This is a genomic window from Algoriphagus taiwanensis, from assembly GCF_036245645.1.
GTDB classification, from domain to species: Bacteria; Bacteroidota; Bacteroidia; order Cytophagales; family Cyclobacteriaceae; genus Algoriphagus; species Algoriphagus taiwanensis.
Genome location: NZ_BTPE01000004.1, coordinates 17,681 through 38,806, shown reverse-complemented (window position 1 = coordinate 38,806; position 21,126 = coordinate 17,681). Strand labels below are relative to the sequence as shown.

The 21,126-nt window shown below is 45.4% G+C and carries 17 protein-coding genes; 9 read left to right on the top strand and 8 right to left on the bottom strand.

Annotated elements, in window-relative coordinates; all coding sequences use genetic code 11:
- Window positions 1-82 precede the first annotated feature (82 nt).
- The 6 genes from AAA938_RS06405 to AAA938_RS06380 all read left to right on the top strand — a co-directional run bounded on the left by AAA938_RS06405 (window position 83) and on the right by AAA938_RS06380 (window position 8,909).
- Window positions 83-781, top strand: a complete 699-nt coding sequence (locus AAA938_RS06405; RefSeq protein WP_338227811.1) for an ABC transporter ATP-binding protein — start codon at window positions 83-85, stop codon at window positions 779-781.
- Window positions 782-849: 68 nt separating this feature from the next.
- Window positions 850-2,253, top strand: a complete 1,404-nt coding sequence (locus tag AAA938_RS06400) for a DUF3526 domain-containing protein (RefSeq protein WP_338227810.1) — start codon at window positions 850-852, stop codon at window positions 2,251-2,253.
- The gene (locus tag AAA938_RS06395) at window positions 2,250-3,560 is read left to right on the top strand and encodes a DUF3526 domain-containing protein (protein ID WP_338227809.1); all 1,311 of its coding nucleotides are present in this window, start codon (window positions 2,250-2,252) and stop codon (window positions 3,558-3,560) included. The genes AAA938_RS06400 and AAA938_RS06395 overlap by 4 nt, the downstream gene beginning before the upstream one ends.
- Window positions 3,561-3,826: 266 nt before the next feature.
- The gene (locus AAA938_RS06390) at window positions 3,827-4,558 is read left to right on the top strand and encodes an MORN repeat-containing protein (RefSeq protein ID WP_338227808.1); all 732 of its coding nucleotides are present in this window, start codon (window positions 3,827-3,829) and stop codon (window positions 4,556-4,558) included.
- A 2-nt stretch (window positions 4,559-4,560) separates the two neighbouring features.
- Window positions 4,561-6,039 carry a hypothetical protein gene (locus AAA938_RS06385; protein ID WP_338227807.1) on the top strand — a complete coding sequence of 493 codons (1,479 nt, stop codon included), beginning with the start codon at window positions 4,561-4,563 and terminating at the stop codon, window positions 6,037-6,039.
- A gap of 11 nt (window positions 6,040-6,050) precedes the next feature.
- The gene (locus tag AAA938_RS06380; protein ID WP_338227806.1) at window positions 6,051-8,909 is read left to right on the top strand and encodes a CHAT domain-containing protein; all 2,859 of its coding nucleotides are present in this window, start codon (window positions 6,051-6,053) and stop codon (window positions 8,907-8,909) included.
- Window positions 8,910-8,976: 67 nt separating this feature from the next.
- Here AAA938_RS06380 and AAA938_RS06375 read toward each other — a convergent pair whose 3' ends face one another.
- The 4 genes from AAA938_RS06375 to AAA938_RS06360 form a co-directional block, all read right to left on the bottom strand.
- Complete coding sequence (locus AAA938_RS06375) at window positions 8,977-9,810, bottom strand: MBL fold metallo-hydrolase (protein WP_338227805.1); 834 nt, start codon at window positions 9,808-9,810, stop codon at window positions 8,977-8,979.
- Window positions 9,807-10,202 (bottom strand): PAS domain-containing protein, encoded by a 396-nt coding sequence (locus AAA938_RS06370; protein ID WP_338227804.1) that lies wholly within the window; start codon window positions 10,200-10,202, stop codon window positions 9,807-9,809. Before AAA938_RS06370 ends, AAA938_RS06375 begins: the two co-directional genes overlap by 4 nt.
- A gap of 175 nt (window positions 10,203-10,377) precedes the next feature.
- Complete coding sequence (locus AAA938_RS06365) at window positions 10,378-11,703, bottom strand: acetylxylan esterase (protein ID WP_338227803.1); 1,326 nt, start codon at window positions 11,701-11,703, stop codon at window positions 10,378-10,380.
- Between the two features lie 34 nt (window positions 11,704-11,737).
- Window positions 11,738-12,829, bottom strand: a complete 1,092-nt coding sequence (locus AAA938_RS06360) for a 6-phosphofructokinase (protein WP_338227802.1) — start codon at window positions 12,827-12,829, stop codon at window positions 11,738-11,740.
- A gap of 191 nt (window positions 12,830-13,020) precedes the next feature.
- On the opposite strand from AAA938_RS06360, the gene AAA938_RS06355 reads away from it, so the two are divergent.
- Window positions 13,021-13,971: a polyphosphate kinase 2 family protein gene (locus AAA938_RS06355; protein ID WP_338227801.1), complete on the top strand. Its 951-nt coding sequence runs from the start codon at window positions 13,021-13,023 to the stop codon at window positions 13,969-13,971.
- 203 nt (window positions 13,972-14,174) lie between these two features.
- On the opposite strand, the gene amaB is transcribed toward AAA938_RS06355, so the two are convergent.
- Both amaB and AAA938_RS06345 read right to left on the bottom strand, forming a co-directional pair.
- Entirely contained in the window at window positions 14,175-15,719 is a 1,545-nt protein-coding gene (amaB, locus tag AAA938_RS06350; protein ID WP_338227800.1) for an L-piperidine-6-carboxylate dehydrogenase, read from the bottom strand.
- Between the two features lie 53 nt (window positions 15,720-15,772).
- On the bottom strand, window positions 15,773-16,729 hold the full coding sequence (locus AAA938_RS06345; RefSeq protein ID WP_338227799.1) for a DUF4421 domain-containing protein: 957 nt from the start codon (window positions 16,727-16,729) through the stop codon (window positions 15,773-15,775).
- A gap of 335 nt (window positions 16,730-17,064) precedes the next feature.
- On the opposite strand from AAA938_RS06345, the gene AAA938_RS06340 reads away from it, so the two are divergent.
- Together AAA938_RS06340 and AAA938_RS06335 are read left to right on the top strand one after the other, a co-directional pair.
- Window positions 17,065-17,862 (top strand): glycosyltransferase family 2 protein, encoded by a 798-nt coding sequence (locus tag AAA938_RS06340; protein WP_338227798.1) that lies wholly within the window; start codon window positions 17,065-17,067, stop codon window positions 17,860-17,862.
- Between the two features lie 71 nt (window positions 17,863-17,933).
- Window positions 17,934-18,749 (top strand): FkbM family methyltransferase, encoded by an 816-nt coding sequence (locus AAA938_RS06335; RefSeq protein WP_338227797.1) that lies wholly within the window; start codon window positions 17,934-17,936, stop codon window positions 18,747-18,749.
- Window positions 18,750-18,755: 6 nt separating this feature from the next.
- Here AAA938_RS06335 and AAA938_RS06330 read toward each other — a convergent pair whose 3' ends face one another.
- Together AAA938_RS06330 and AAA938_RS06325 are read right to left on the bottom strand one after the other, a co-directional pair.
- On the bottom strand, window positions 18,756-19,466 hold the full coding sequence (locus AAA938_RS06330) for a glycosyltransferase (protein ID WP_338227796.1): 711 nt from the start codon (window positions 19,464-19,466) through the stop codon (window positions 18,756-18,758).
- A gap of 439 nt (window positions 19,467-19,905) precedes the next feature.
- Window positions 19,906-21,108, bottom strand: coding sequence for a pyridoxal phosphate-dependent aminotransferase (locus AAA938_RS06325; protein WP_338227795.1), 1,203 nt, complete (start codon window positions 21,106-21,108; stop codon window positions 19,906-19,908).
- Between the last annotated feature and the right edge of the window lie 18 nt (window positions 21,109-21,126).

Genomic DNA, 21,126 nt, shown 5'->3' with positions numbered 1-21,126 from the left:
GTTGCTATTTTCTGGGTACACATTCTATTTGTTATTGATTTTTTTGCAACTTTATTGCAATTATTCTCTTTCCCCCTTTCTTATGCTTGAAATTCAAGGAGTAACGAAAAAATTCAAACAGCATACAGCCGTTGATCGGCTTTCACTTATTGTGCCGGATGGTGAGGTTTTTGCTCTCCTAGGTCCTAATGGCGCAGGCAAGACCACCACACTAAATCTCATTCTCGGATTTGAAAAAGCCGATCAAGGAACCATTCTGGTCGATGGATTTGATGTCAGCAAAGACCTGATGGAGGTACGGAAACGTCTGGCTTTTATTCCCGAGAATGTCCAGCTCTATCCGCACCTATCCGGTAAGGAAAACCTCGCCTATTTCTCCCAATTAGCCGGAGCCAACTATAGCCAAGATCAACTGAAGGAACTCCTGCTGGAAGCGGGCCTTCAGGAAAAAGCTCATCATTCTCCCATATCCACCTATTCCAAGGGAATGAGGCAGAAAGTGGGAGTAGCTATTGCTTACTCCAAAAAAGCCAAGCTACTTCTCCTTGACGAACCGGCAAGTGGACTTGATCCGCTTTCCAGTGCCGAACTCTCCCAACTGGTACGAAAAGTCGCCGCACAAGGAGCCACCGTTTTGATGGTTTCTCATGATCTTTTTCGGGTAAAAGAAACGGCTGACCGGGTCGGGATTTTTAAGAATGGGGAATTAAAACAAATCGTAAAAGCCAGCGAGGTCACTGCCAATGACTTGGAACTCATCTATCAAGGAATCGTCGAATAGCCATGAAATCGAGCCCGCCTGAAGTAGGCAGGGATCCCATGTGACATTCAAAAACACTATATAAACACATGAAATCGATCTTATTTACCGAATGGAAAAATCTCCTGCGGACTCCGGGCATGCTTTGGGCGCTCTTGGTCCTATTGGGGGCACTTGTATTCACTGCTTGGGCAGGCCTGGAAGAGTATCGGGTCATTTCCAGACTGGAAGGAGAAGCCAAAACCCACCTGCGTCAGCAATGGGAATCCATGGGGCCAAGCAATCCCCATTCAGCAGCTCACTACGGGACTTACGTTTTCAAAAAAAACCATGCCCTCACGGCATTTGACGAAGGGGTCAACGGATACGTAGGCCGCACACTTTATTTGGAAGGTCACCGTCAAAATGAATTGGTTCAGAGCGATGCCGCTCAGGGCGATCTGATCTCCCGATTCGGAAAGCTCCGCCCTGCCCTGATTTTACAAATAATTGTCCCTCTTCTACTCCTTCTTTTTGCTTTCCAATCCGTACGAGGCGAGCGGGATGGAGATCGGGTTAGGCTTTTGCTGGTGCAGGGGGTTCCCTACTCCAAGATTCTCTTTGGCAAGCTCTGGAGTTTATGGATACCGGGATTGTTTTTTGCTTTGCTTACCCTGGCCGTTCAGATGACTCTTTTGGGTTTTTCTGCCCCAATTTTTGGAAGAGCAGCTTTACTGGCTTTAGGCTATGGCCTGTTTTATTGGATTGTCATCGCTTTGGCCCTTTGGCTAAGCTCCAAGACCGAAAAATCCTACACGGCACTTTCCTGGCTACTCGGAATCTGGATCGTTTGGGTGATTTTTTACCCAAAAATCACCTATTCCATCGCCGGTATTCTCTATCCTCTGCCTGATCGGGTGGAATTTTCGGCCAGTATGAAAGCTGACAGAAGTGAGCTTTTGGACGGGCACAACCCTGAAGAGGAAGCCTTGAAATCCCTGGAAGACAGCGTCCTTCAGGCGTATGGAGTCAGTACCAAGGAGGAACTCCCGATCAATTTTGACGGACTGCTGATGCAGGCCGATGAGGAATTTGGCAACCGGGTTTGGGACAAACACTTCGGGGAGCTTTACAATCAGATGCAAAAGCAAAAAAGCCTAGTCCAATGGGCATCACTCCCTAATCCATTTGGAAATCTCCAAAGCCTAAGCATGGGAGCTTCCGGCACGGATAATTTCCATCAAGTGGATTTTTTGCAGGAAGCTGAATCCTATCGGCGGGTATTCATCCGCACTCTGAATGAGCGGCATGCCTTCGGAGGATCACGCACCGGTGACTGGGGATATCAGGAGGATCAGGAGTTTTTCAATTCCATCGTTGATTTCCAATATGCTGAACCAACGTTTTTTTCTCTCATTAGGCAGCAGCTTCCTTCTCTAATTCTCCTCTTTGTCTGGATGGGAGTATTGGTAGTCGGTATCAACAAGGTCGAACCCAAAATTTCTGCACAATGAAATTCAATCAAGCACTCCGATGGGAATGGAAAAGCCTATTTTCCTCCCCATTTCTTAAGAGCATCATTTTGGTCTTTTTCCTTGCTTCGGTCTATGGGATGTTCAAAGGAAGACAGGTCTACACCCATCAAAAAGCTGTTCTAGAGCGTCTCCAAGCTGAATCAGAAACTCAGATTGCCGAAGCCCTGGAACTGTACCAATCAGGGAAGGTAAGTCCAGATGATCGTCCGTGGCTGAATGTCCGGGTTCCCTTTTATTCCTATTTGATTTATTTGCAGCCTTTGGTCGGGCTGAGTCCCAGCCCGCTGATGGTGTTTTCTGTGGGACAAGCAGAGGCTTTCCCCTTTTTCAAGCGTGTTTCTATTTTTAGTTCTCCCTATGATCATGATTTGGCTCCGGAAATCAGCAATCCCGAACGGATTTCCTTGGGAAGTCTGGACTTTGGCTTGATGTGGATTTACTTGCTTCCCTTAGTCCTTATTGCCTGCACGATGCGGATTGGAAGTTTTGAGCGGGAAGTGCAGCTTCACAAACTGATCGGCACCCTGGGAAGCGGCAAAATCTGGAAAATCCAGCGCTTCGCATCTTTGGGGCTCTTTTTCCTACTCCTTTTATTGCTGTTGCTGCTGATCGGATGGGTATTGGGAGAAATGAAAGCGACACTGGCTGAGATGGGGATCATGGGCTTCTGGGCAAGCCTTTACTTACTATTTTGGCTGGTTCTGTTGTTTTTCCTTTCCGAGTTCAAACTCCACCAAACCGGACAGGCCCTGATTTTCTTTTTGGCTTGGATCCTTTTTGCCCTGATTATCCCCGGCGCTGTGCAACAAGCTGTGGCCTTGCAGTTTCCCAATACGCTTTCACTGGAAATGATCGATGCCAAGCGCACCGGAAGGACAGAAATCTATGAGCAGGAATTTGAATCTACCAAAAAGGAAGTTTTGCAAAAATATCCGGAACTGGATCACAGCTTACCGGATAGTCTACGAACTGAGAGAGCCTTGGAGGGAATCTACATGGCAGCCTACCGAGAATACCTGAGCGAGGTCACCCAGAAGCTGGATTCAGTCCAATCCGAAAAAGTTTACCGAAGTAGAGTATGGTTTCCTGTGAATCCGGTCTCTTTCTTCCACCATCGTCTGAGTCACCTTGCAGGTACAGATTACGATGCTTATCAGCAATTCAAAAACCAAATCACCCAAAAAGCCGAGCAACTCCACTATCAGATTTTCTCTCAGGAATGGGAAGGAACAGTCGTAAATGAGGAGATTTTTCTGAAAACCAGGGAAGCGCTATCCAAAAAATAGAAAGCCATTGGTTTCAATCTTTTGAGGCTGTCTCAAAAGTAAAGTTTGTTTAATTGAGCATTTGAGAGACGAGAATCTCGAAATAGAAGGACCAAACTGACGTCGAAACAATTTACGAGACAGCCTCTAAACTTTTTTCAAGCAAATCCAAAAAGCAATAGTAAAACCCTTCCCTAGCCTCCACAACAGAGCCAAATAGGGCATTTGTCGTATGGCCTTTCATATGGTTTGGATGGATTTTTAGATCTGAAAAAACCTCCAAAACCATGACACGCCTTTTTTTACTTTTGATTTGCTGGGTCACCTTATTACCGATTCAAGCTCAGGTCTCTGAAAAAGAACTCCAAGGAGTCGAATTTCTCCAGATGGATGATGGAAATGGGGGCACCATCTATGGATTTACCCTCGGAGACAAGATGATTGGCCCAAGCTACCATATCTATCCCGATGACAAAAGATTTTACACCTATTTCAATCTGGAAGGAAAAGCCGAACAAGTCCAAATCATGGAAATCCCCTATTCCGGGCAGCTTCTTCTGGCTGAAATGGTCGATGGGGCGATGAATGGCAATGCCTTTCAGATGGTGGGAAAAAACCTGGATTGGGCCAGAGTCTACAAAGATGGAGAGCCCCGGAGGAATGCAGATACCGAATACCTTGGTAAACTTTCCAATCGCCCCAATTGCGTGGGTAACTGCATTGATGCTTTTGGAATTTATCAAACCTCCGGAAAACAGCTGGCTATGGGCTTTTTCAAAAAAGAAAGTCCAAGTACTCCGGTCATCCATACCTTCCCTGCTGGCGACATGTATTTAGGCTCCATGGATGGGTGGGAAAGGGAAGGCTTTGGAACCTACAGATTTGCTAATGATGGTTCCATCTACATAGGAATGTGGAAAAAGAACATGCGTGAAGGCTTGGGCTTTTGGTTCAACAAGGATGGGGCCTTAAGGAAAAAGGGCTATTTCAAGAAAGGTGAAGTCATCCGAAACATGTAAGTATGAAAGTCTTACTTATCACCGCCCTTTTTTGCTTTACAGCATTTGCCCTGCAGGCCCAAGACCTTCATCAATGGTATGAAAGAAACAACTTGGGTGTAGAATTCAACCCTGATCAGAGCAAAGTCCTGATTGTTGGCTATGACCGGGTGACCCTTTGGGACACCTCCACAGGTCAGGTAATGAAAAGTATCCCTATGACTTTTGATGGACAGCCTATTGCTCCAAATGATTTCAAATTCATCGATGCCGCCCCGGATTTGAGCGAGTTTATTTTTCAGGTGAAAAACTCCTACCGCCGATTTATGATGGATATCGAGGATATTGAGCTTTTCCCTGATTTTCAGGATCGTCAGGTCAAGCAAATTCTCGGTTACGATACCCGTGGCTGGATGGTCTTTTTTTCCGAGGGAGCTTATCAAGGCTTCTTTCGGGTCAAACAGGAAGGAAACGTGTCCAATATCCAATTTATCTCCAAGGAATTCATCAATAAAGCCTCTCTGAGCAACGATCACCGGTACATTTTCTTCAGCAGGGATCAGACTTTCCGATACTTGGATATCGGGGAAATGGTCCCCAAACCCGCTGTCGACACCAAACTGCCCGGCAATGCCTCCTGGAAGGACGAGCACCTACCATCGGGTATGGTCACACTCTACTCTTGGGACAACAAGGAGCCAGCTGGAAAGCAGGTGGTCTGGAGATATTTCATCGAGCTGGGGAAAAGTGAAGGCAAAAGACTGAAAGGAAACGCCGCGCAGTCCTTTTTCCCTGAAGAAAGCTATTGTGGAAATTTCCCTTATTCTACGTATGGAGCGACTAAGGACCAAGTGTGGATCATGTATTATGGGGAGAAAGATGCGGATCGGGCTCAGCCGGTTTTCCAGCATTATTTGGCAAAAAAGAACAGAGGGACCTGTGAAAAAGTCGCTCAGATTGATTTTTCTGAATCCAAATCCACTTATCTGGCCAAAAAAGATGAAAAACGAAACAATTACCTCCAAGAGGAAAAAGCCAGAAAAGAACAGGAAAAAGCGCTTAAGCCCTCCTGGTATGCCGAGTACATCTCCAAGTTTGTCAACCTGCCCTCCACTTACCAGCTGAATTACGAGACCATTTCCGGTGTGGATGTGACCAATCTGGACTTTGTTCGCTCCGAGCAGTTTCGAATCGGAAATCCTCAGGAAATGGCCATAGGAAGGGTCTGCAATTGTTCTAACGGGAACAAAGCAGTCTTGCGGGTTTCTCGATATAGGTCCAACGGGATGGATAGACAGGCCTTTTTCATCTTCACCTACGATTCATCAGGGAATGAACTCAGTCTTCAGAAAATCGCCGAAACCCAAAAGTACAACGGGGAATTCCCTGTACTCTCCTTCTTTACTCTGAAAAGTCAGGGCGACAGCTGGACGGCAGATGTCTCTGTGCGCTACCCCAACGGAAGAGAGCGAAAAGAACTGTTTAGCGGCAATTGTCAATAAAAACCCATCCAATGAAAAAGTATTTTGCATTCCTTCTTTTCATCATTTTTTCTACAGCAAAGGGACTGGCCCAAGGCAATCCACCAGATTATTTTACTTTGATCCAAAACTTCAAATCAGGAATGGAAGCCAGGAATGCCTTGGCCATGAAGACCAATTCCGAACAGCTGATCAAGTATTACAATGACGATTATGCAGGCTACGCGCTCAACGGATACTTTTTGCTCTGCAGAGGACAAAATGCAGAAGCCCAAAAGCAGCTGCAAGTGATGTATCAGCTTAATCCAACCGACGCAGCCTCCAATAGCTTACTTTCACTCTATTATTTCTTGGCAGGAAATACTACAGATGCCAAAAAACACCTGCAATGGGGATTTCAACTGGCCACTTTTCCGGAATACAAGCAGGAAGTAATCCATGATGCAGAAGTGGTCATGGAAATGGCCTCCCGGGCTGATCTACAAAACTACTTCACACTCGTCAACCAAGTGGCAATGGAAAGCCCATTGGACATTCAGACAGCTCAGGCATTTGCCGGCTGCATCGGGCCGATGATGCAGGGACAAGCTTGTCCTCAACTCGATCAGGCAGTGGGCCGATTAAACCTCAAGAAACCTTTCAATCCCAACATCGAATTGATGGCTGCTTTCCTGAAATCAGTCAATGCCTACCAAAAGGCAAACTACATCCAAGCCAGGGAGGGATTGGATCGGTTTCTGGAAAAATCTGAGGCATCCAAGCAAGAATTGGCCTTTTTCAGATCCTTGGCCTTCCAGTACAAGGGCAATCTACTTTTTGTCAACTACGACTATCAATCCGCCCTTTTGAATATCCGCAGGGCTGTGACAGAAATCAGGAATCTTTCCGTCCCCACCTCTTCGGAAGGCACCTATCTGTATTATCAGATCATGTATGAAACTCAACTGAAGCTGGAGGAAGAAAGCTTGCAAAGCTCCTACAATCTGCTTGCTCTCGCTGACCAAATCGATAACAACCTCTACCGGACCCATGCCCAAAACAACATCGGAAAGCACTTCCTCTACAGTGTCAACCCCACAGAAAGGGCCCGCGCTGCCGAATACATCCTTTCTGCTTTAAGATTGGCTGAAAGAGGAGGCTTTAAAGATCTGGAAAATACCGTCCGGGGGAATTATGTCATTGTGCTTTGGCAGCAAGGCAAAAAAGCTGAGGCCAAGGAAAATTCCGATCGGCTCTACTCGAGCTACATGAAAGCAGAGCAATACAATATGGCTGAAATCACGGCAAGCAACCTTGGCTTTTTCTACTACTATGATCAAGACTACCGGTCGGCGGCCGATTACTTTAAAAAGGCAGTGGACCTGACCGAAAGGGTTCGAAAAGGTCTCAGTCCCGAGCAAAGACTTACCCTGATGAATCAGAGAAGCGAAGCCTATATCGGATTGGTCATGGCTTATCAAAAACTGGGTGACTCCAAGGCCCTTTTTGCTGCGCAGGACGACAACCGGGGGAGATTTCTCAGGGATAGATTGAGTCCCAATGCACAACCGGCTACGATCGAAGAAGCCCAAGCCCTCCTGGGGCCTCAGGATCTACTTCTTTACTACACGCTCACCGGACCGGGAGAAATCATCATCAATGCCATCACCCAAAATTCCGCTCAGGTATTTTACAACTATCCCATCGATGACTGGATCGGGATGAAAAAGAACTTCACAGACCGGGCCAAACGAATTCCTCCCTCCTACAACAGCTTTATGCAAAGCTATACCAACGACATCGTGGATGGGAATTTTATCACCTATCCCTCCAAGGAGCAAAGTTTCAGGGAGGATGATTTCAAGACCATGGTCGAGTGGACCAGGGAATTGTTCAAGGAGGAAGATCCCAAACTGGACCCTGTCCGCAATGCCTTCCTTAGGCAATGGTATCGGTTCACCTTGGAGCCTGTAGCTCAGCTCCTTTCCTCCTACCCCAACCTAATCATTGGAGCCAGCAATGAGCTAAATTACCTGCCATTTGAGGCCTTTATCGATCGACAAAATCAGTATCTGATCGAAACACACAATGTCCGATACATCCCCTCAGTCAGTGTCTGGAAAATCCTCAAAAACAGAACTTACTCTCCCAACAGAAAGCCGGCTGTGGTCATGGGGGGAGCGATCTATCAGCCCAGCGGAAATGTAAAGGGCTCCGCACGGGGCATCAATGATTTCTATGCTATCTCAGAATCTCTAAGCGAGAAAATCTCCAGAAATGACTTCAACTTCAAAAAGGAACTTCAATTCATGGGCTTTGGTGGGGCCAACTACCTTCAGGGAACACTCGACGAGGTCACCTTCGTAGGGACACTTAGTCCGGAGGTCAAGGTGGTGACCGGAATGAACATGAAGGAAAGCTATCTCAAGCAGCTAAGCCAAAGCGGAGAACTGAAAAACTACAAAATGGTCATGCTATCCACGCATGGATTTACTGTGGATATTATCCCCGAACTCAGTGGAGTGATGATGAGTCAGCCCAGTGAGGGAGATGGAAACGAGGACACCTTCCTCCTTTCCCCTGAAATAGCCCGCCTTCAGCTTCAGGCCGATTTGGCTATTCTCAGTGCCTGTGATACCGGACTTGGGGCCTTGATAGGAGGAGAAGGAATCAATGGACTCAACTCCTCCTTTCTGCTTGCAGGTGCCAATAGGACTTTACTTTCGCTTTGGCCGGTAAATGACTTCAGTACTTCCCTGACTATTAAAAACCTATTCAAGAGAGTAATTGTAGATGGGGAAGATCCCTTTATTTCTCTCAATTTGATCAAAAGAGCCTTGGCCAAGGGAGAAGGCGGGGAGGTCTTTAAGCACCCTAAGTATTGGGCTCCTTTTCTCCTTAATGGAATTTAGACTCTTGGGGACTTGCGAAAAGGCATTGATAAAAAACCGAGCGAATGATTAAAAAATACGTCCTTTTCTAAATTTCAAATTCATCACCCTCTGTGCATAGGAATACTTCAAAATCCAGATCTTGATTTCTCAATGAAGTATGGAGAATATGCTCCAGCTGATGATCTGAATGCATCGGTTCATGGTGAAAAATGGCTAGTTTTTTGACTTTGCACATTTTTCCAAAAGCCACCGCATCTCTCACCGAACTATGCCCCCAACCGATTTTAGTCGCATATTCCTTGGCATTGTAAGAGCCATCATGAAGAAGCAAGTCAGCAGAATTGGCTATTTCAAATCCACTGGTCCATTCCGGATCATTGGGAAAATTGGCTGAGCCCAAGCTCAACTCATGGTCTGGCATATAAGCCAATACCCCCTTTCCATCAGATATCCGATACCCAAGAGTAGGTCCGGGATGACAGACGTACTCACTGTGGATTTTTAGAGCCCCAAGCTCAAAATTGTCGTAGCCCAATTCATGGATAATGGGATGGTTGGGTAGCTCACTGAACATCACCGGAAATAGCGGAGGAGAAAAATATCTCCTCAGCCGATTGAGCAGAGACTCTTTGCCTGAGCTAGGTCCCCAGATATGAACTGTCACATCCGGATTATACAGCGGTTGAAAAAAACCCAATCCCATCATGTGATCAATGTGCAAATGGGTAAGCAGAATATGAATCTCCCTCACTTTAGGATTCAAGTATTTTCCCAAGCGCTGTATACCCGATCCCGCATCCAAAATGATGAAGGTATCCCCATGGGTCACTTGAACACAAGATGTATTACCTCCATAGATCACCGTCTCCGGTCCCGGAGCAGGAAGTGAACCCCTACAGCCCCATATTTTGATCTTCATTGCAATTGGGTTTTCCAGAATATTGCCATTGCCCCTGAGTACCTATCGGATCGACCAATGACCGGTACAGCCGTCACTGATATCAAAATGCGCTCTCCTCTGAGATTATTGATATAAAAAGAACCGCTCGCCGGAATCTGAGTGGTCAATGTCTTGACCAGAGGCAATCCCTCCGGGGGTAGCAGATTGCCTTCTTCGTCTAGTGGAGTGAAGATAGTGGCCCATTCTTCTAATCGCATCCCTCCTGTCTCGCTAAATCTCAGTCCGAAAATCTCCTCTGCGGGTTCGTTATAAAACAGAAGATTACCTTCCGTATCTACAATGAAAACAGGCATACTTAAGCTGTCACCAAATTGCCGAGCCAAAATCAATTCTAAGGGTTGTGCAGGCATATAAGAAAAAGTTGTAGGGTTTATTGAACCTTTTAATTTAAAAAATAAAATAGCAGGATTTTCATTTTTTTTGGCCTAAAATTCTCCGATTTTATCCGATTCTGTATTTTTTCAAGATAAATCATTCGAATTCAAGAAAAAGGAATCGAATGGATTCCTTTTTCCCAATTACAGATTATCGATTTTTGAGCTTTTCAAAAAGCCAATTGTCAGCCTTGATTAGCTGTTCGGGATAGGTCCAATGACCTGTTTCAGGAATTACAAAAACTTCTTTGGGTGATTGGATTTGATTGTAGGCTGAATAGTAGGAAGTCGGCGGGCAGGTATCGTCATTGTATCCCCAAGAATAGAAGCCGGGTGTTTTCAAAATCCGGGCAAAATTGACCACGTCATAGTAAGACAAAGTTTCGATTGCCTTTGGAAAATTATAATACTTCTGATAAGCAGGGGCCAATATGTGTGGCCATCCCCCTGCCCTTCCTTCCAGATAACCGGTCATATCGCTCAAAGCCGGGTAGAAAGAAACCAAATATTTGATTCTGGCATCCAATGCAGCAGTGATGATAGCCAATGCACCTCCCTGACTTCCACCCTGAACGGCAAGGTTTTCCCCATCGTATTGAGGAAGTGAAACCAAGAAATCAACTGCTCGAATACTTCCCAGATAGACCCTTCGGTAATAATAAATATCCCGGTCTTGCACATTGAAATTCCAATAGCCATTCAAAGCCCCACTTCCCAGATTGGAGTAAACCTCCGGGGCCATATCCACAGGAATTCCATGGATTCCGATCTGTAAAATAACGGCTCCTCGGGCAGCTCGAGCCACATCCCCATTGTATGGCCGGATGCCTGCCCCGGGTACCTGCAGTATCGCAGGATATTTACCCTCTGCTTTAGGAACTGTCAAAATCCCATAAATGCGGCTGTTTTTTATATTTTGAAAATTCACATGGTAGACATCCACTTCAGAAGTGCTTCTTTCGGGAAGATGGATCATTTCTGGATCGATAGGAATTTGGGCCAGCTCCTCTTTCCCAGCCGCCCAAAAGGCTTCAAAATCATCCGGCATCGCTACGGTAGGCTGGATTTTTTCCGGTTCAAATGCGGCCGTTCCCAGCCCTCGGTATTCTTTTCCATCCAGTGTGGCAAAGACTTCACATCGTAAAAATCCCGGTTTATTCATCCCTTCCACAGAAATCAAAGCCTGTCCATCCTCCAGTCTCAGGCTGCCTTCCAGAATTGGGTCCATCTTTTCCTCTTTGACAAAAAAACGGACATTCTCTACCGGTACAGGTCTTCCGGATTGGGTGACACTGACCACAAAATCCACTTTTTCCCCGACTTGGTATTGCCAGTTTTCCCGACTTGGGGAGACGGAAATATCCAAGTATTGCCGTGCTATTTGGGCAATGCCTTCAGGAGCTAAAAGAAGAAAAAGCAGGAGAAACGGAACCCAGTTGAACTGGTGTCTGGTCCGGAAGGGAGGAAATTGATTCATGGGGAAGAATTTTGATTTTTAGGAATATAGAAATTTAGTCTCCAAAGGAAATACCGAGCCCTTTGGCGGCCTGAACAAGGGTACCTTTTGGGTTGACAAAATTGTAATCGCTGATGGCTTCCTTGATAGGAACCGAAGTGAAATCATTGTTTTGGAGGACCACCAAGTGGCCAAACTTCCCTTCCAAAGCCAATTCCATCGCTTTCACTCCAAAGACAGAGGCGATAACCCGGTCAAAAGCTACCGGCGTTCCACCTCTTTGGGTATGACCCAATACAGTCTCTCTGACATCGGCTTCCAGTCCGGCTTCCTTCAGCTGCTCACTTAAGGTGAAACAAACGCCTCCCAATCGAACGGCATGACGACCCAACTCGCCCTTCGTTGCTGTCACGGTGCCGTCTTTGGCAACGGCACCTTCAGCGATGACGATATTGACGAAGCCCCGTCCGTTGTTGTATCTACTTTTTATCTTTTCCAACACCTTATTGAGATCATAGGGGATCTCGGGAATCAGACAGATTTCCGCTCCTCCGGCTATGGCGGTGTATAGCGCGATCCAGCCGGCATTTCTCCCCATCACTTCCATGATCATCACACGATGATGGCTATTTGCTGTGGTCACCAAACGGTCAAAGGAGTCTGTGGCCGTCTGCACTGCAGTCTGAAATCCAAAAGTAAAATCTGTACTGGATAGGTCATTATCGATGGTTTTGGGAACTCCCACCACCGGCATTCCCTGCTCAAACATCGCCTGAGAAATCGCCTGCGAGCCATCTCCCCCGATATTAATTACCACATCGAAGCCTTTGGATTTGAGTCGATCCACCAGCCAGGGGATTCTATTGACCGTTCGGATGGATCCGTCCGGCTGTTTCTCAGGAAAGCTCATGGGATTACCCTTGTTGGTAGTCCCCAAGATGGTCCCCCCGGTGACATGAATTCCAGAAACAGTCTTTTCATCCAGCCGGATCAACCGGGTAGGCTCCTCCATCAGTCCATTGAGAGCTTCATAGCTTCCCCAGACCTCCCAGTCTTTCTCTTGAGATGCTCTTTTCACTATACCCCGGATTACTGCATTCAGTCCCGGACAATCTCCACCTCCTGTGGCAACTAAAATCTTTTTCATTTTTGTTTGTTTTACCTTCAAAAATCTAATCGATAAGAAAGAGAAAGGGTTGCAATCCTCACCGAATATTGGATATCGGCTTTTCTTGATGTAATTTATCCTTATTCCAAAAAGATAAAAATCATTGAAGGACAAACCTTGGATATGAAAACTCAGAATATAAATGGGGAATCCTTCTTTTTTAAGAAACTATGATACAAGAGGAAAAACTAACCGCAGAGGCACTCAAAAAAATGAGTGATGAGGAAATCATCAAAAGAGCCAAAAAATTGGCTAAAAGATATCACGTAGGAAATGGTAAGGACTTTAAGCTGAAGGATTATTCCACCCAGCCTAAAATGGAATTAGGGCCTGAGGATAAGCCCCTGGTCAAAGAAGCATTGGAACAGGGCATTCAGGAGCTGACTCGATTGCAGGAAGTGCTGTATGCACAGGATAGATGGTCCTTGTTGGTGATTTTCCAGGCCATGGATGCAGCAGGAAAAGACGGAGCGATCAAGCATGTCCTTTCTGGCGTGAACCCGCAAGGATGCCAAGTGACTTCTTTCAAAGCTCCAAGTGCGGAAGAACTAGATCATGATTTCCTCTGGAGATGCCTCAAAGAACTTCCCGAACGAGGCCGCATCGGTATTTTCAATCGCTCCTACTACGAAGAAGTGCTTGTGGTACGAGTTCACGAGGCCATTTTGAAAAGTCAGAAACTCCCACAAAAACTCATCACCAAAAAAATCTGGGATCAAAGACTGGAAGACATCCGGAATTTTGAAACATATCTGAACCGTAATGGTACCAAAGTCATTAAAATCTTCCTTCATGTCTCTCCAGAGGAGCAAAAACAGCGGTTTTTGGACAGAATTGAGGACAAAAACAAAAACTGGAAATTCAGCACCAGTGACATCAAGGAAAGAGGACATTGGGATGACTACATGAAAGCTTACGAAAAAGCAATCCGGGAAACCTCTACCAAAGACTCCCCTTGGTACGTGATTCCCGCAGATAATAAGTCTTATGCGAGAATTGCCGTGGCATCAGCCATCATTTCGGCCTTGGATGGGCTGGACCTTCAGTACCCCTCAGTAAGTGAAGAAAAAGTGGCCGAACTTCAGGAAATCAAAAGCAAATTGCTTTCGGGAGAAAGCTGATTCTCCATTTAAGCCTAAAAAAACTTGCTCTTCCATATAGAAAGAGCAAGTTTTTGATTTTTAAACTTGTATTGCGGCTTCCAATCTTTAGGAAGGACGACCTTTCAAGCTCTCAGGTAATGTTCAAATTTGGAACTCATCGGACTTCGGTCATCCGACTTCCGACCCTATAATTTGGTTTGGAAGGCAAAGCAGACAATACTTTAAATATCAAACTTGATTCCCTGTGCCAAAGGCAATGAGGTGGAATAGTTGATCGTATTGGTCTGACGGCGCATGTAGGCTTTCCAAGAATCTGACCCTGACTCACGGCCTCCACCGGTTTCCTTTTCTCCTCCAAAAGCCCCTCCGATCTCAGCACCAGAAGTACCGATATTCACATTGGCAATCCCACAGTCTGAACCTGCAGCTGAAAGGAATGCTTCTGCTTCCCTCATATTCGTGGTCATGATGGCCGAAGACAGTCCCTGAGGCACTCCGTTGTGCAAGGCTATCGCTTCTGGCAAGGTCTTATATTGAATCAGATAAAGTATCGGAGCAAAAGTCTCGTGCTGCACGATTTCGTAATGATTCTCCGCTTCGTAGATCGCAGGCTTTACATAGCAGCCGGATTCGTATCCCTCTCCTTGCAATACTCCACCTTCTACTACTGCTTTTCCACCTTCGGCTTTTACTTTTTCTATAGCTGCCAGGTAGTTTTTGACCGAGTCTTGATCGATCAGCGGACCGACATGATTTTTTTCGTCCAGCGGATTGCCAATCACCAGTTTGGAATAGGCTGAGGCCAGTCTGGATTTGACTTCCTCGTAGACATTTTCATGAATGATCAATCTTCTGGTGGTGGTACATCGTTGCCCGGCTGTACCCACAGCACCGAATAAAGCACCTCGAATAGCCATATCCAAGTCTGCATTTTCGGTGATGATGATGGCATTGTTTCCTCCCAATTCGAGAAGAGACCTTCCGAGTCGTTCTGCCACAGTTTTTCCTACAATTTTCCCCATTCGGGTAGATCCTGTCGCAGAAATCAAAGGAACCCGGGTGTCCTGAGTCATCCACTCTCCTACCTGGTAGTCACCTACAATAAGGTTGGAAATCCCTTCCGGCATTCCGTGCTTTTCAAAGATATCCGCCACGATCTTTTGGCAGGCTATACCGGAAAGAGGCGCTTTTTCCGAAGGCTTCCACACGCACACATCCCCACAAACCCAAGCGATAGCGGCATTCCATGACCAAACGGCTACAGGAAAATTAAAGGCAGAAATAATTCCAACGATACCCAGAGGGTGCCACTGCTCATACATGCGGTGACCGGGGCGTTCCGAATGCATGGTCAGCCCATACAATTGCCTGGATAAGCCAACGGCAAAATCACAGATATCGATCATCTCCTGCACCTCTCCCAATCCTTCCTGATAGGATTTTCCCATTTCATAAGAAACGAGTTTACCCAGATCTGCTTTGACTTCTCTCAGTGCATTTCCGATTTCGCGTACGATTTCTCCCCGATGAGGAGCTGGGATAGTTCTCCACTTTTCAAAGGCAATTTGTGCCTGAGTGATGACTTTCTCATAATCCTCAGAGGAAGTTACCTGGACTTTGCCGATTAGTTCTCCATCTGCAGGTGAATAAGAGGAAATAGAAGATTCCCCGGAATCCATCCAGACCTTACCGGTGGAGGTTCCCAAATTGGTTTCTATTAGTCCGAGATTGCGGAGAGCCTGGGATACGCCAAATGATTCTTGCATAGCAAAAGGTTGATTGATCAGAGCCCAAAGCTAAAAAAATCTATCGGGGGAGCTTAGTTTTTTTTGAATATGGATTCCAAAATCCGGACTGGGTTAAACTTATTGTAAGTTTTCTTGAATTTGGGACCGGGTTGTATTTTGTATCCAATATTAAATCGATAGTTACCTGTATTGGCAGAAGGGTTAAGCCCGACATGCTCCGCTAGGTTCAGATGCTTATACACATAATTGATATTGGCAGTAAACCGCCGGTTATTATAGCCTAAAAAGCCCCTGAAAAAATATCCGGTGACAATCTCCCATTCTCTGGACTCCTTGATCTGGTCAGATTGAGAGTAACCCAATCCAACATTGTAGGAGAAATCCCCAGTGAGAAAAAAGCCCTTTCCAAAAACCAAAGTCCCCAAAACTCCGACGTTTGGCCCAATTTGAAAAAAATCACCTCTCAAATAATTGGTCTCGACCCCGATTGGGCCGGGAACTACCAATGAGTCCCCCTGGATTTTAACTCGGTAGGCCTCCAAACCTGCCGTTGGGGAAATGGCAGATTTCTTTTGAATCTGAGATTGGTCCTTTGCGGCCGCCATGGATACCCTGTCGCCTAGAAAGACATAATTTGCATTCACTCCAAACTTCCGAACTCTGACATCCTCCCTAAGGTATTTTTGATCCGGTTCTTCAAAATCCGGGATAACATACCCATTGTAAAACTGGGCAAACAGATCGAAAATCCACTTTTGTGGATAGTAATGCACCTGTAAGTCCAAAAAACCTGGCCAGTCTTTTTCTCGGGTTGGGTTTAAAAAAGATGGTGGAGCAGCAAGGTTCAGGGTGAATTTTTGGTAGGTAAACCCGACTCCAAGGTTTAGCCCCGAATTTGGCTCATAAACAGGCAAATCCGGCCCAAAATTGAATTCGGTAAATTTCCTGGAAAGATAGAGCCTGAGAACCATGGTCTCAGGGAGGTTTTCTACGTAAGCGGTATCATAGGCAGGTTGTGTTTGTGCCATTGAAAACCCCGAAATCAAGAAAACCGAGAAAAGGACAGCGAAGTGCTTCTTCAATTCAGACAAATATTTTTTGAATATAAACAAAAAGAACCTTGGCTTTCACCAAGGTCCTTATAAACTGTGAGAGTTCGAAAAATGGATTCTCAAGAATCACATTTTTACAAAAGTATTTTTGAGAAAAGTTGTTAATCACCATTTCTAAATTAATTGAAAATCAAGTCCTAGCAAACTTTTCGAAAGATTTTTTCAGGATGAATTTTTGAACTTTACTCACTTCTCCTCGGAGATGGCCCAGAAAAATATCTTTAAATTTGATTAAAGCTTACAATTACTTCATGTCCAATCCATTAGTATCCATCATTATCCCTTGCTATAATCAGGCTCGATATCTTCAGGAAACTGTTGAAAACGCTTTAAAATCGAGTTACAGACCGGTCGAACTATTGATCGTAAATGATGGCTCCGCAGATGAATCTCTTCAGATTGCATTGGATTTGGCGAAGCAAAACTCAGAGATACGGGTCATTGACCAGCCCAACGGAGGGGTTTCCAAAGCGCGTAACCGAGGTATTCAGGAAGCAAAAGGGGAAATTCTCCTGCCTTTGGATGGAGATGACTTGATTTCTTCCAATTACATCGAAGAAGGGGTAAAAGTACTGATCTCCCGACCTGAGGTAAAGGTGGTTTACTGTCAGGCGGTGAAATTCAATGAATCAGGCCAAAAAGCATGGAAATTGAAACCCTTCAGCCGATACCAATTAGCCCGTGACAACATGATTTTTTCTGCCGCCCTGTTTTGGAAAAAGGATGCGATGGAGGTAGGTGGTTTTTCTGAGGACATGAAGATGGGCCGTGAGGATTGGGAATTTTGGATCAAAATGCTCAAAAACGGAGGAGAAGTTGTGCAGCTTCCTTTTACGGGCTTTTTCTACAGACTCACTCCTAGCAGTAAGCGAAAAAAAACCGGAACCCAAGCCAAAAAAAGAGAGCGAATTGATTACCTCAATCAAAAGCATGCAGATTTTTTTGAAAGGGAATTAAATGGCCCTTTGAGGTATCAGAGAACCTATTCCAAAGCCTATAATAATTTGCTGAAGTTTTTGGGATGGAAGGAAGAAGGGAAAAAGAAATGAAATCCTGCCGCATATTTTGCGGATTAAGTCTGTTATTTTGGCCCTAAATATCCCCATCAACCTCCAATCGAATGTCAATCAAAGCCGCCTTTAAAACTTGGTATAAAGACTTCAGGATTTCATTGAGTGCTGAAGAAAACCCCTTGTTTATGGGGTACTACAGGCATTGGTACAAACCCAAGCCGGGTAGTTTATCGGAGTTTTTATCAGAGTATTCCCTTGCCAAAAACGGAGACTTTACTGTCATCCAAATCGGGGCCAACGATGGAATCACCAACGATCCCATCCACAAATTCATCAAAAGAGACCGATGGAAAGGAGTCCTGCTGGAGCCACAGTCAGGGGTTTTTAACCAATACCTGAAAGACATTTACAAAAAAAATAAAGGCCTGCATCTCCTGTGTGCTGGAATCGGGGAAAAAGATGGGTATCTGCCCCTTTACAAAATCGGATTCAGCGATATGCGATGGGCGACAGGGCTTGCCTCTTTTTCAAAGGAGAAAGTAGAGGAATTGTTTGAAAATGGCATTGTAGAAAAAAACTGCCGAAAGTTTGGAATCCCCATCCCTAAGGAAGCAGAAAAGAGAATCGTAGAAGAAAAAGTGGAAATCATCAGCCCAAAAAGTCTACAGGAAAGATTTCATCTCAATACCATTGATCTACTCCAGATCGACGCTGAAGGCTTTGACTTGGAGGTCATTCGGATTTTTGATATTCCTACCTCACAGCCCAAAGCCATCATTTTCGAAAACGTAAACCACTCCAAAAAAGAGTTGGAAGAGTGCTATCAGATGCTTCGGGGAAATGGCTACCGACTCAGAGAATTCGGGAGGGACACCCTCGCCATGCTGCATCCGGATGAGAAGTTTACGAGATTTTTCAACTGAAATAGATCAGATTTTATCCCAACCCTTCCAAAACTTCAAAAAGTAGTATTTGAGGGGATTGCTGTATTTGAGCTGCTTCCAGGGACGACTGGCATGGGGCCGATGCCAAACCGGTGCATTCATCAAAACCCGGTTTTGAAAACCGAGTTCGATGGATTTTTTGGAAATAAAGGTGTCGTACCAATCTTTAGCCTCATCCAATCCTGTAAAGGAATAGCTTTCTAAAAACTCAGGAGAAAACAAGGTACAGCAAAAACTCAGGCTTCGATTCGTCAGAATTTCCGGTTCTTTGATCCCCTTGAATTTCAGGTATGGGAAATTTACCACGCCTTTTTCATCTACCGTCACCGAGCCAACCAAACCGGATTTGCCATCCTTTTTCATGGCTTGGAGAAGTTTCTCTATCGTATCCGGATGAATCACCACATCCGACTCGACTACCAGCAGAGGAAGCTTTTCCTCCAAAGCTCGCTTTTGGGCTATCTGAAGAACCAACTTATAATTTGGCGAAGGATGGTCTGTGATGTCTTCCAGATGGATAAGTTCATACCCGATTTCAGCCTTGTTTTTTTCTAAAACTGCCTTAGTCTCTTCGGTGCTGAAGTCATTAAAAATAACGTGCGTCACCTTCACACTGGAATTTCGAATGGCTTTGGCGGTATCCAGGGTGGTTTCCACCGAATTTTTGACAGGAGTGATGACGAGTACTTCAGGCATGGGAAAAGATTTGTGCCAAAATTAAGGCTTTCTGATAAGGCAAAAAAATGAAGAGTTTTCAAACTCCAGCATGGTGATTGGAATCATTTTCAAGAAAATAAAACTAAAAGGAAAAAGAATTAATAGTTGTGAGTAGGCGGTATGTATTCATTTAATTTTCCATTTTATCACAAAACATGCCACCTATAGGCGCGGGGGCGGACTCGGCAGCGGGCCAGCGTCCGGCCTTGTGCGGTTGAAGCTTTGCTGCGTCTTGACCTTTTGGTTCTTTTGGGTCAAGCCAAAAGAACTAAAAAAAGAAATAACCTTGAGAGAGATTGGCAATCAAATACTTGATCGTTTTTTATCTACAAATCGCCATTTAAATCGCATTATTTTACTTCCCAAAAAAAAATAGCCCCGATTTTCACCGGGGCCATGAGATATTTTTTTCCTGAATTTAGGCTAAATCACCCAACGCCTTCTTGATCCGCTTCAGGGCTTCCACCAATTCCTCTTCGGAGGCCGCATAAGAAATTCTCACACAGTTGGGAGCTCCAAAAGCCGCCCCGGTCACCAAGGAAACATTGGCTACCGCCAAAAGATAAAGGCAAAGGTCATCGGCATTGTTGACCGTATGGCCATAGGCTGACTTGCCAAAGAAAGCCGTCACATCAGGGAAAAAGTAAAATGCTCCCTCAGGCACATGGGTTTTGATTCCCGGAATGTCTCTCAAGAGTCCCAAAACCAGATCTCTTCTTTTAAGGTATTGCTCGGCCATTTTCTGAGAAGGCGTCTGATCTCCGGCGATTCCCGCCAAAGCAGCACGTTGAGCGATCCCTGTATTTCCGGAAGTAAATTGACCCTGCATTTTTTCCACTGCCTTGGAGATTTCCAATGGAGCGCAGATATACCCAACTCTCCAGCCTGTCATCGCATAGCCTTTGGAAAATCCGTTCACAGTTACTGTTCTTTCAAACATTCCCGGCAAAGACGCAATGCTGAAGTTCTTACCGGTAAAGTTGATCAGCTCATAGATCTCATCGGCGATTACCACCATGCTCGGATGCTTCTTTACCACTTCGGCAATCGCCTCCAGCTCCTGTTGGGAGAAAACCGACCCTGTTGGATTACACGGAGAGGAATAGATCACAGCCTTGGTTTTTGGGGTGATGGCTGCTTCCAACTGCGCTGCGGTAGCCTTGAAGTTGTTTTCCAGATTTCCCTCGATCAACACAGGAACGCCACCGCATAGCTTGATGATCTCTGCATAGCTAACCCAGTATGGGGAAAAAATCACCACTTCGTCTCCCTCGTTGATCAGGCACATGAAAGTATTGGCAATGGAATGCTTGGCACCGGTGGAAACGACGATGTTTTCAGCTTTGGCTTGAGAGATATTGTTTTCTTCCCGAAGCTTCTTTGCAATCGCTTCCCGAAGATCCTGATAGCCTGCCACGGGTGGGTAGGCAAAGTATTTTCCTTCATCGATGGCATCTTTGGCGGCATTCTGAATATGCTGTGGCGTTTTGAAATCAGGCTCACCCAAACTCAAACTGATGATATCAATGCCTTGAGATTTCAGTTCCCTGGCTTTTTTTGCCATGGCCAGAGTAGCTGATTCCTCCATACTTAAGATGCGATCCGATAGAATAGAATTCATTATTTAGGTTGTTTTTTT

What these genes read in the sequence shown, in the direction of transcription:
- AAA938_RS06405 (WP_338227811.1), top strand. Translation starts at nt 83, where the DNA reads ATGCTTGAAATTCAAGGAGTAACGAAAAAATTCAAACAGCATACAGCC.
- AAA938_RS06400 (WP_338227810.1), top strand. Translation starts at nt 850, where the DNA reads ATGAAATCGATCTTATTTACCGAATGGAAAAATCTCCTGCGGACTCCG.
- AAA938_RS06395 (WP_338227809.1), top strand. Translation starts at nt 2,250, where the DNA reads ATGAAATTCAATCAAGCACTCCGATGGGAATGGAAAAGCCTATTTTCC.
- AAA938_RS06390 (WP_338227808.1), top strand. Translation starts at nt 3,827, where the DNA reads ATGACACGCCTTTTTTTACTTTTGATTTGCTGGGTCACCTTATTACCG.
- AAA938_RS06385 (WP_338227807.1), top strand. Translation starts at nt 4,561, where the DNA reads ATGAAAGTCTTACTTATCACCGCCCTTTTTTGCTTTACAGCATTTGCC.
- AAA938_RS06380 (WP_338227806.1), top strand. Translation starts at nt 6,051, where the DNA reads ATGAAAAAGTATTTTGCATTCCTTCTTTTCATCATTTTTTCTACAGCA.
- AAA938_RS06375 (WP_338227805.1), bottom strand. Translation starts at nt 9,810, where the DNA reads ATGAAGATCAAAATATGGGGCTGTAGGGGTTCACTTCCTGCTCCGGGA.
- AAA938_RS06370 (WP_338227804.1), bottom strand. Translation starts at nt 10,202, where the DNA reads ATGCCTGCACAACCCTTAGAATTGATTTTGGCTCGGCAATTTGGTGAC.
- AAA938_RS06365 (WP_338227803.1), bottom strand. Translation starts at nt 11,703, where the DNA reads ATGAATCAATTTCCTCCCTTCCGGACCAGACACCAGTTCAACTGGGTT.
- AAA938_RS06360 (WP_338227802.1), bottom strand. Translation starts at nt 12,829, where the DNA reads ATGAAAAAGATTTTAGTTGCCACAGGAGGTGGAGATTGTCCGGGACTG.
- AAA938_RS06355 (WP_338227801.1), top strand. Translation starts at nt 13,021, where the DNA reads ATGATACAAGAGGAAAAACTAACCGCAGAGGCACTCAAAAAAATGAGT.
- amaB (WP_338227800.1), bottom strand. Translation starts at nt 15,719, where the DNA reads ATGCAAGAATCATTTGGCGTATCCCAGGCTCTCCGCAATCTCGGACTA.
- AAA938_RS06345 (WP_338227799.1), bottom strand. Translation starts at nt 16,729, where the DNA reads ATGGCACAAACACAACCTGCCTATGATACCGCTTACGTAGAAAACCTC.
- AAA938_RS06340 (WP_338227798.1), top strand. Translation starts at nt 17,065, where the DNA reads ATGTCCAATCCATTAGTATCCATCATTATCCCTTGCTATAATCAGGCT.
- AAA938_RS06335 (WP_338227797.1), top strand. Translation starts at nt 17,934, where the DNA reads ATGTCAATCAAAGCCGCCTTTAAAACTTGGTATAAAGACTTCAGGATT.
- AAA938_RS06330 (WP_338227796.1), bottom strand. Translation starts at nt 19,466, where the DNA reads ATGCCTGAAGTACTCGTCATCACTCCTGTCAAAAATTCGGTGGAAACC.
- AAA938_RS06325 (WP_338227795.1), bottom strand. Translation starts at nt 21,108, where the DNA reads ATGAATTCTATTCTATCGGATCGCATCTTAAGTATGGAGGAATCAGCT.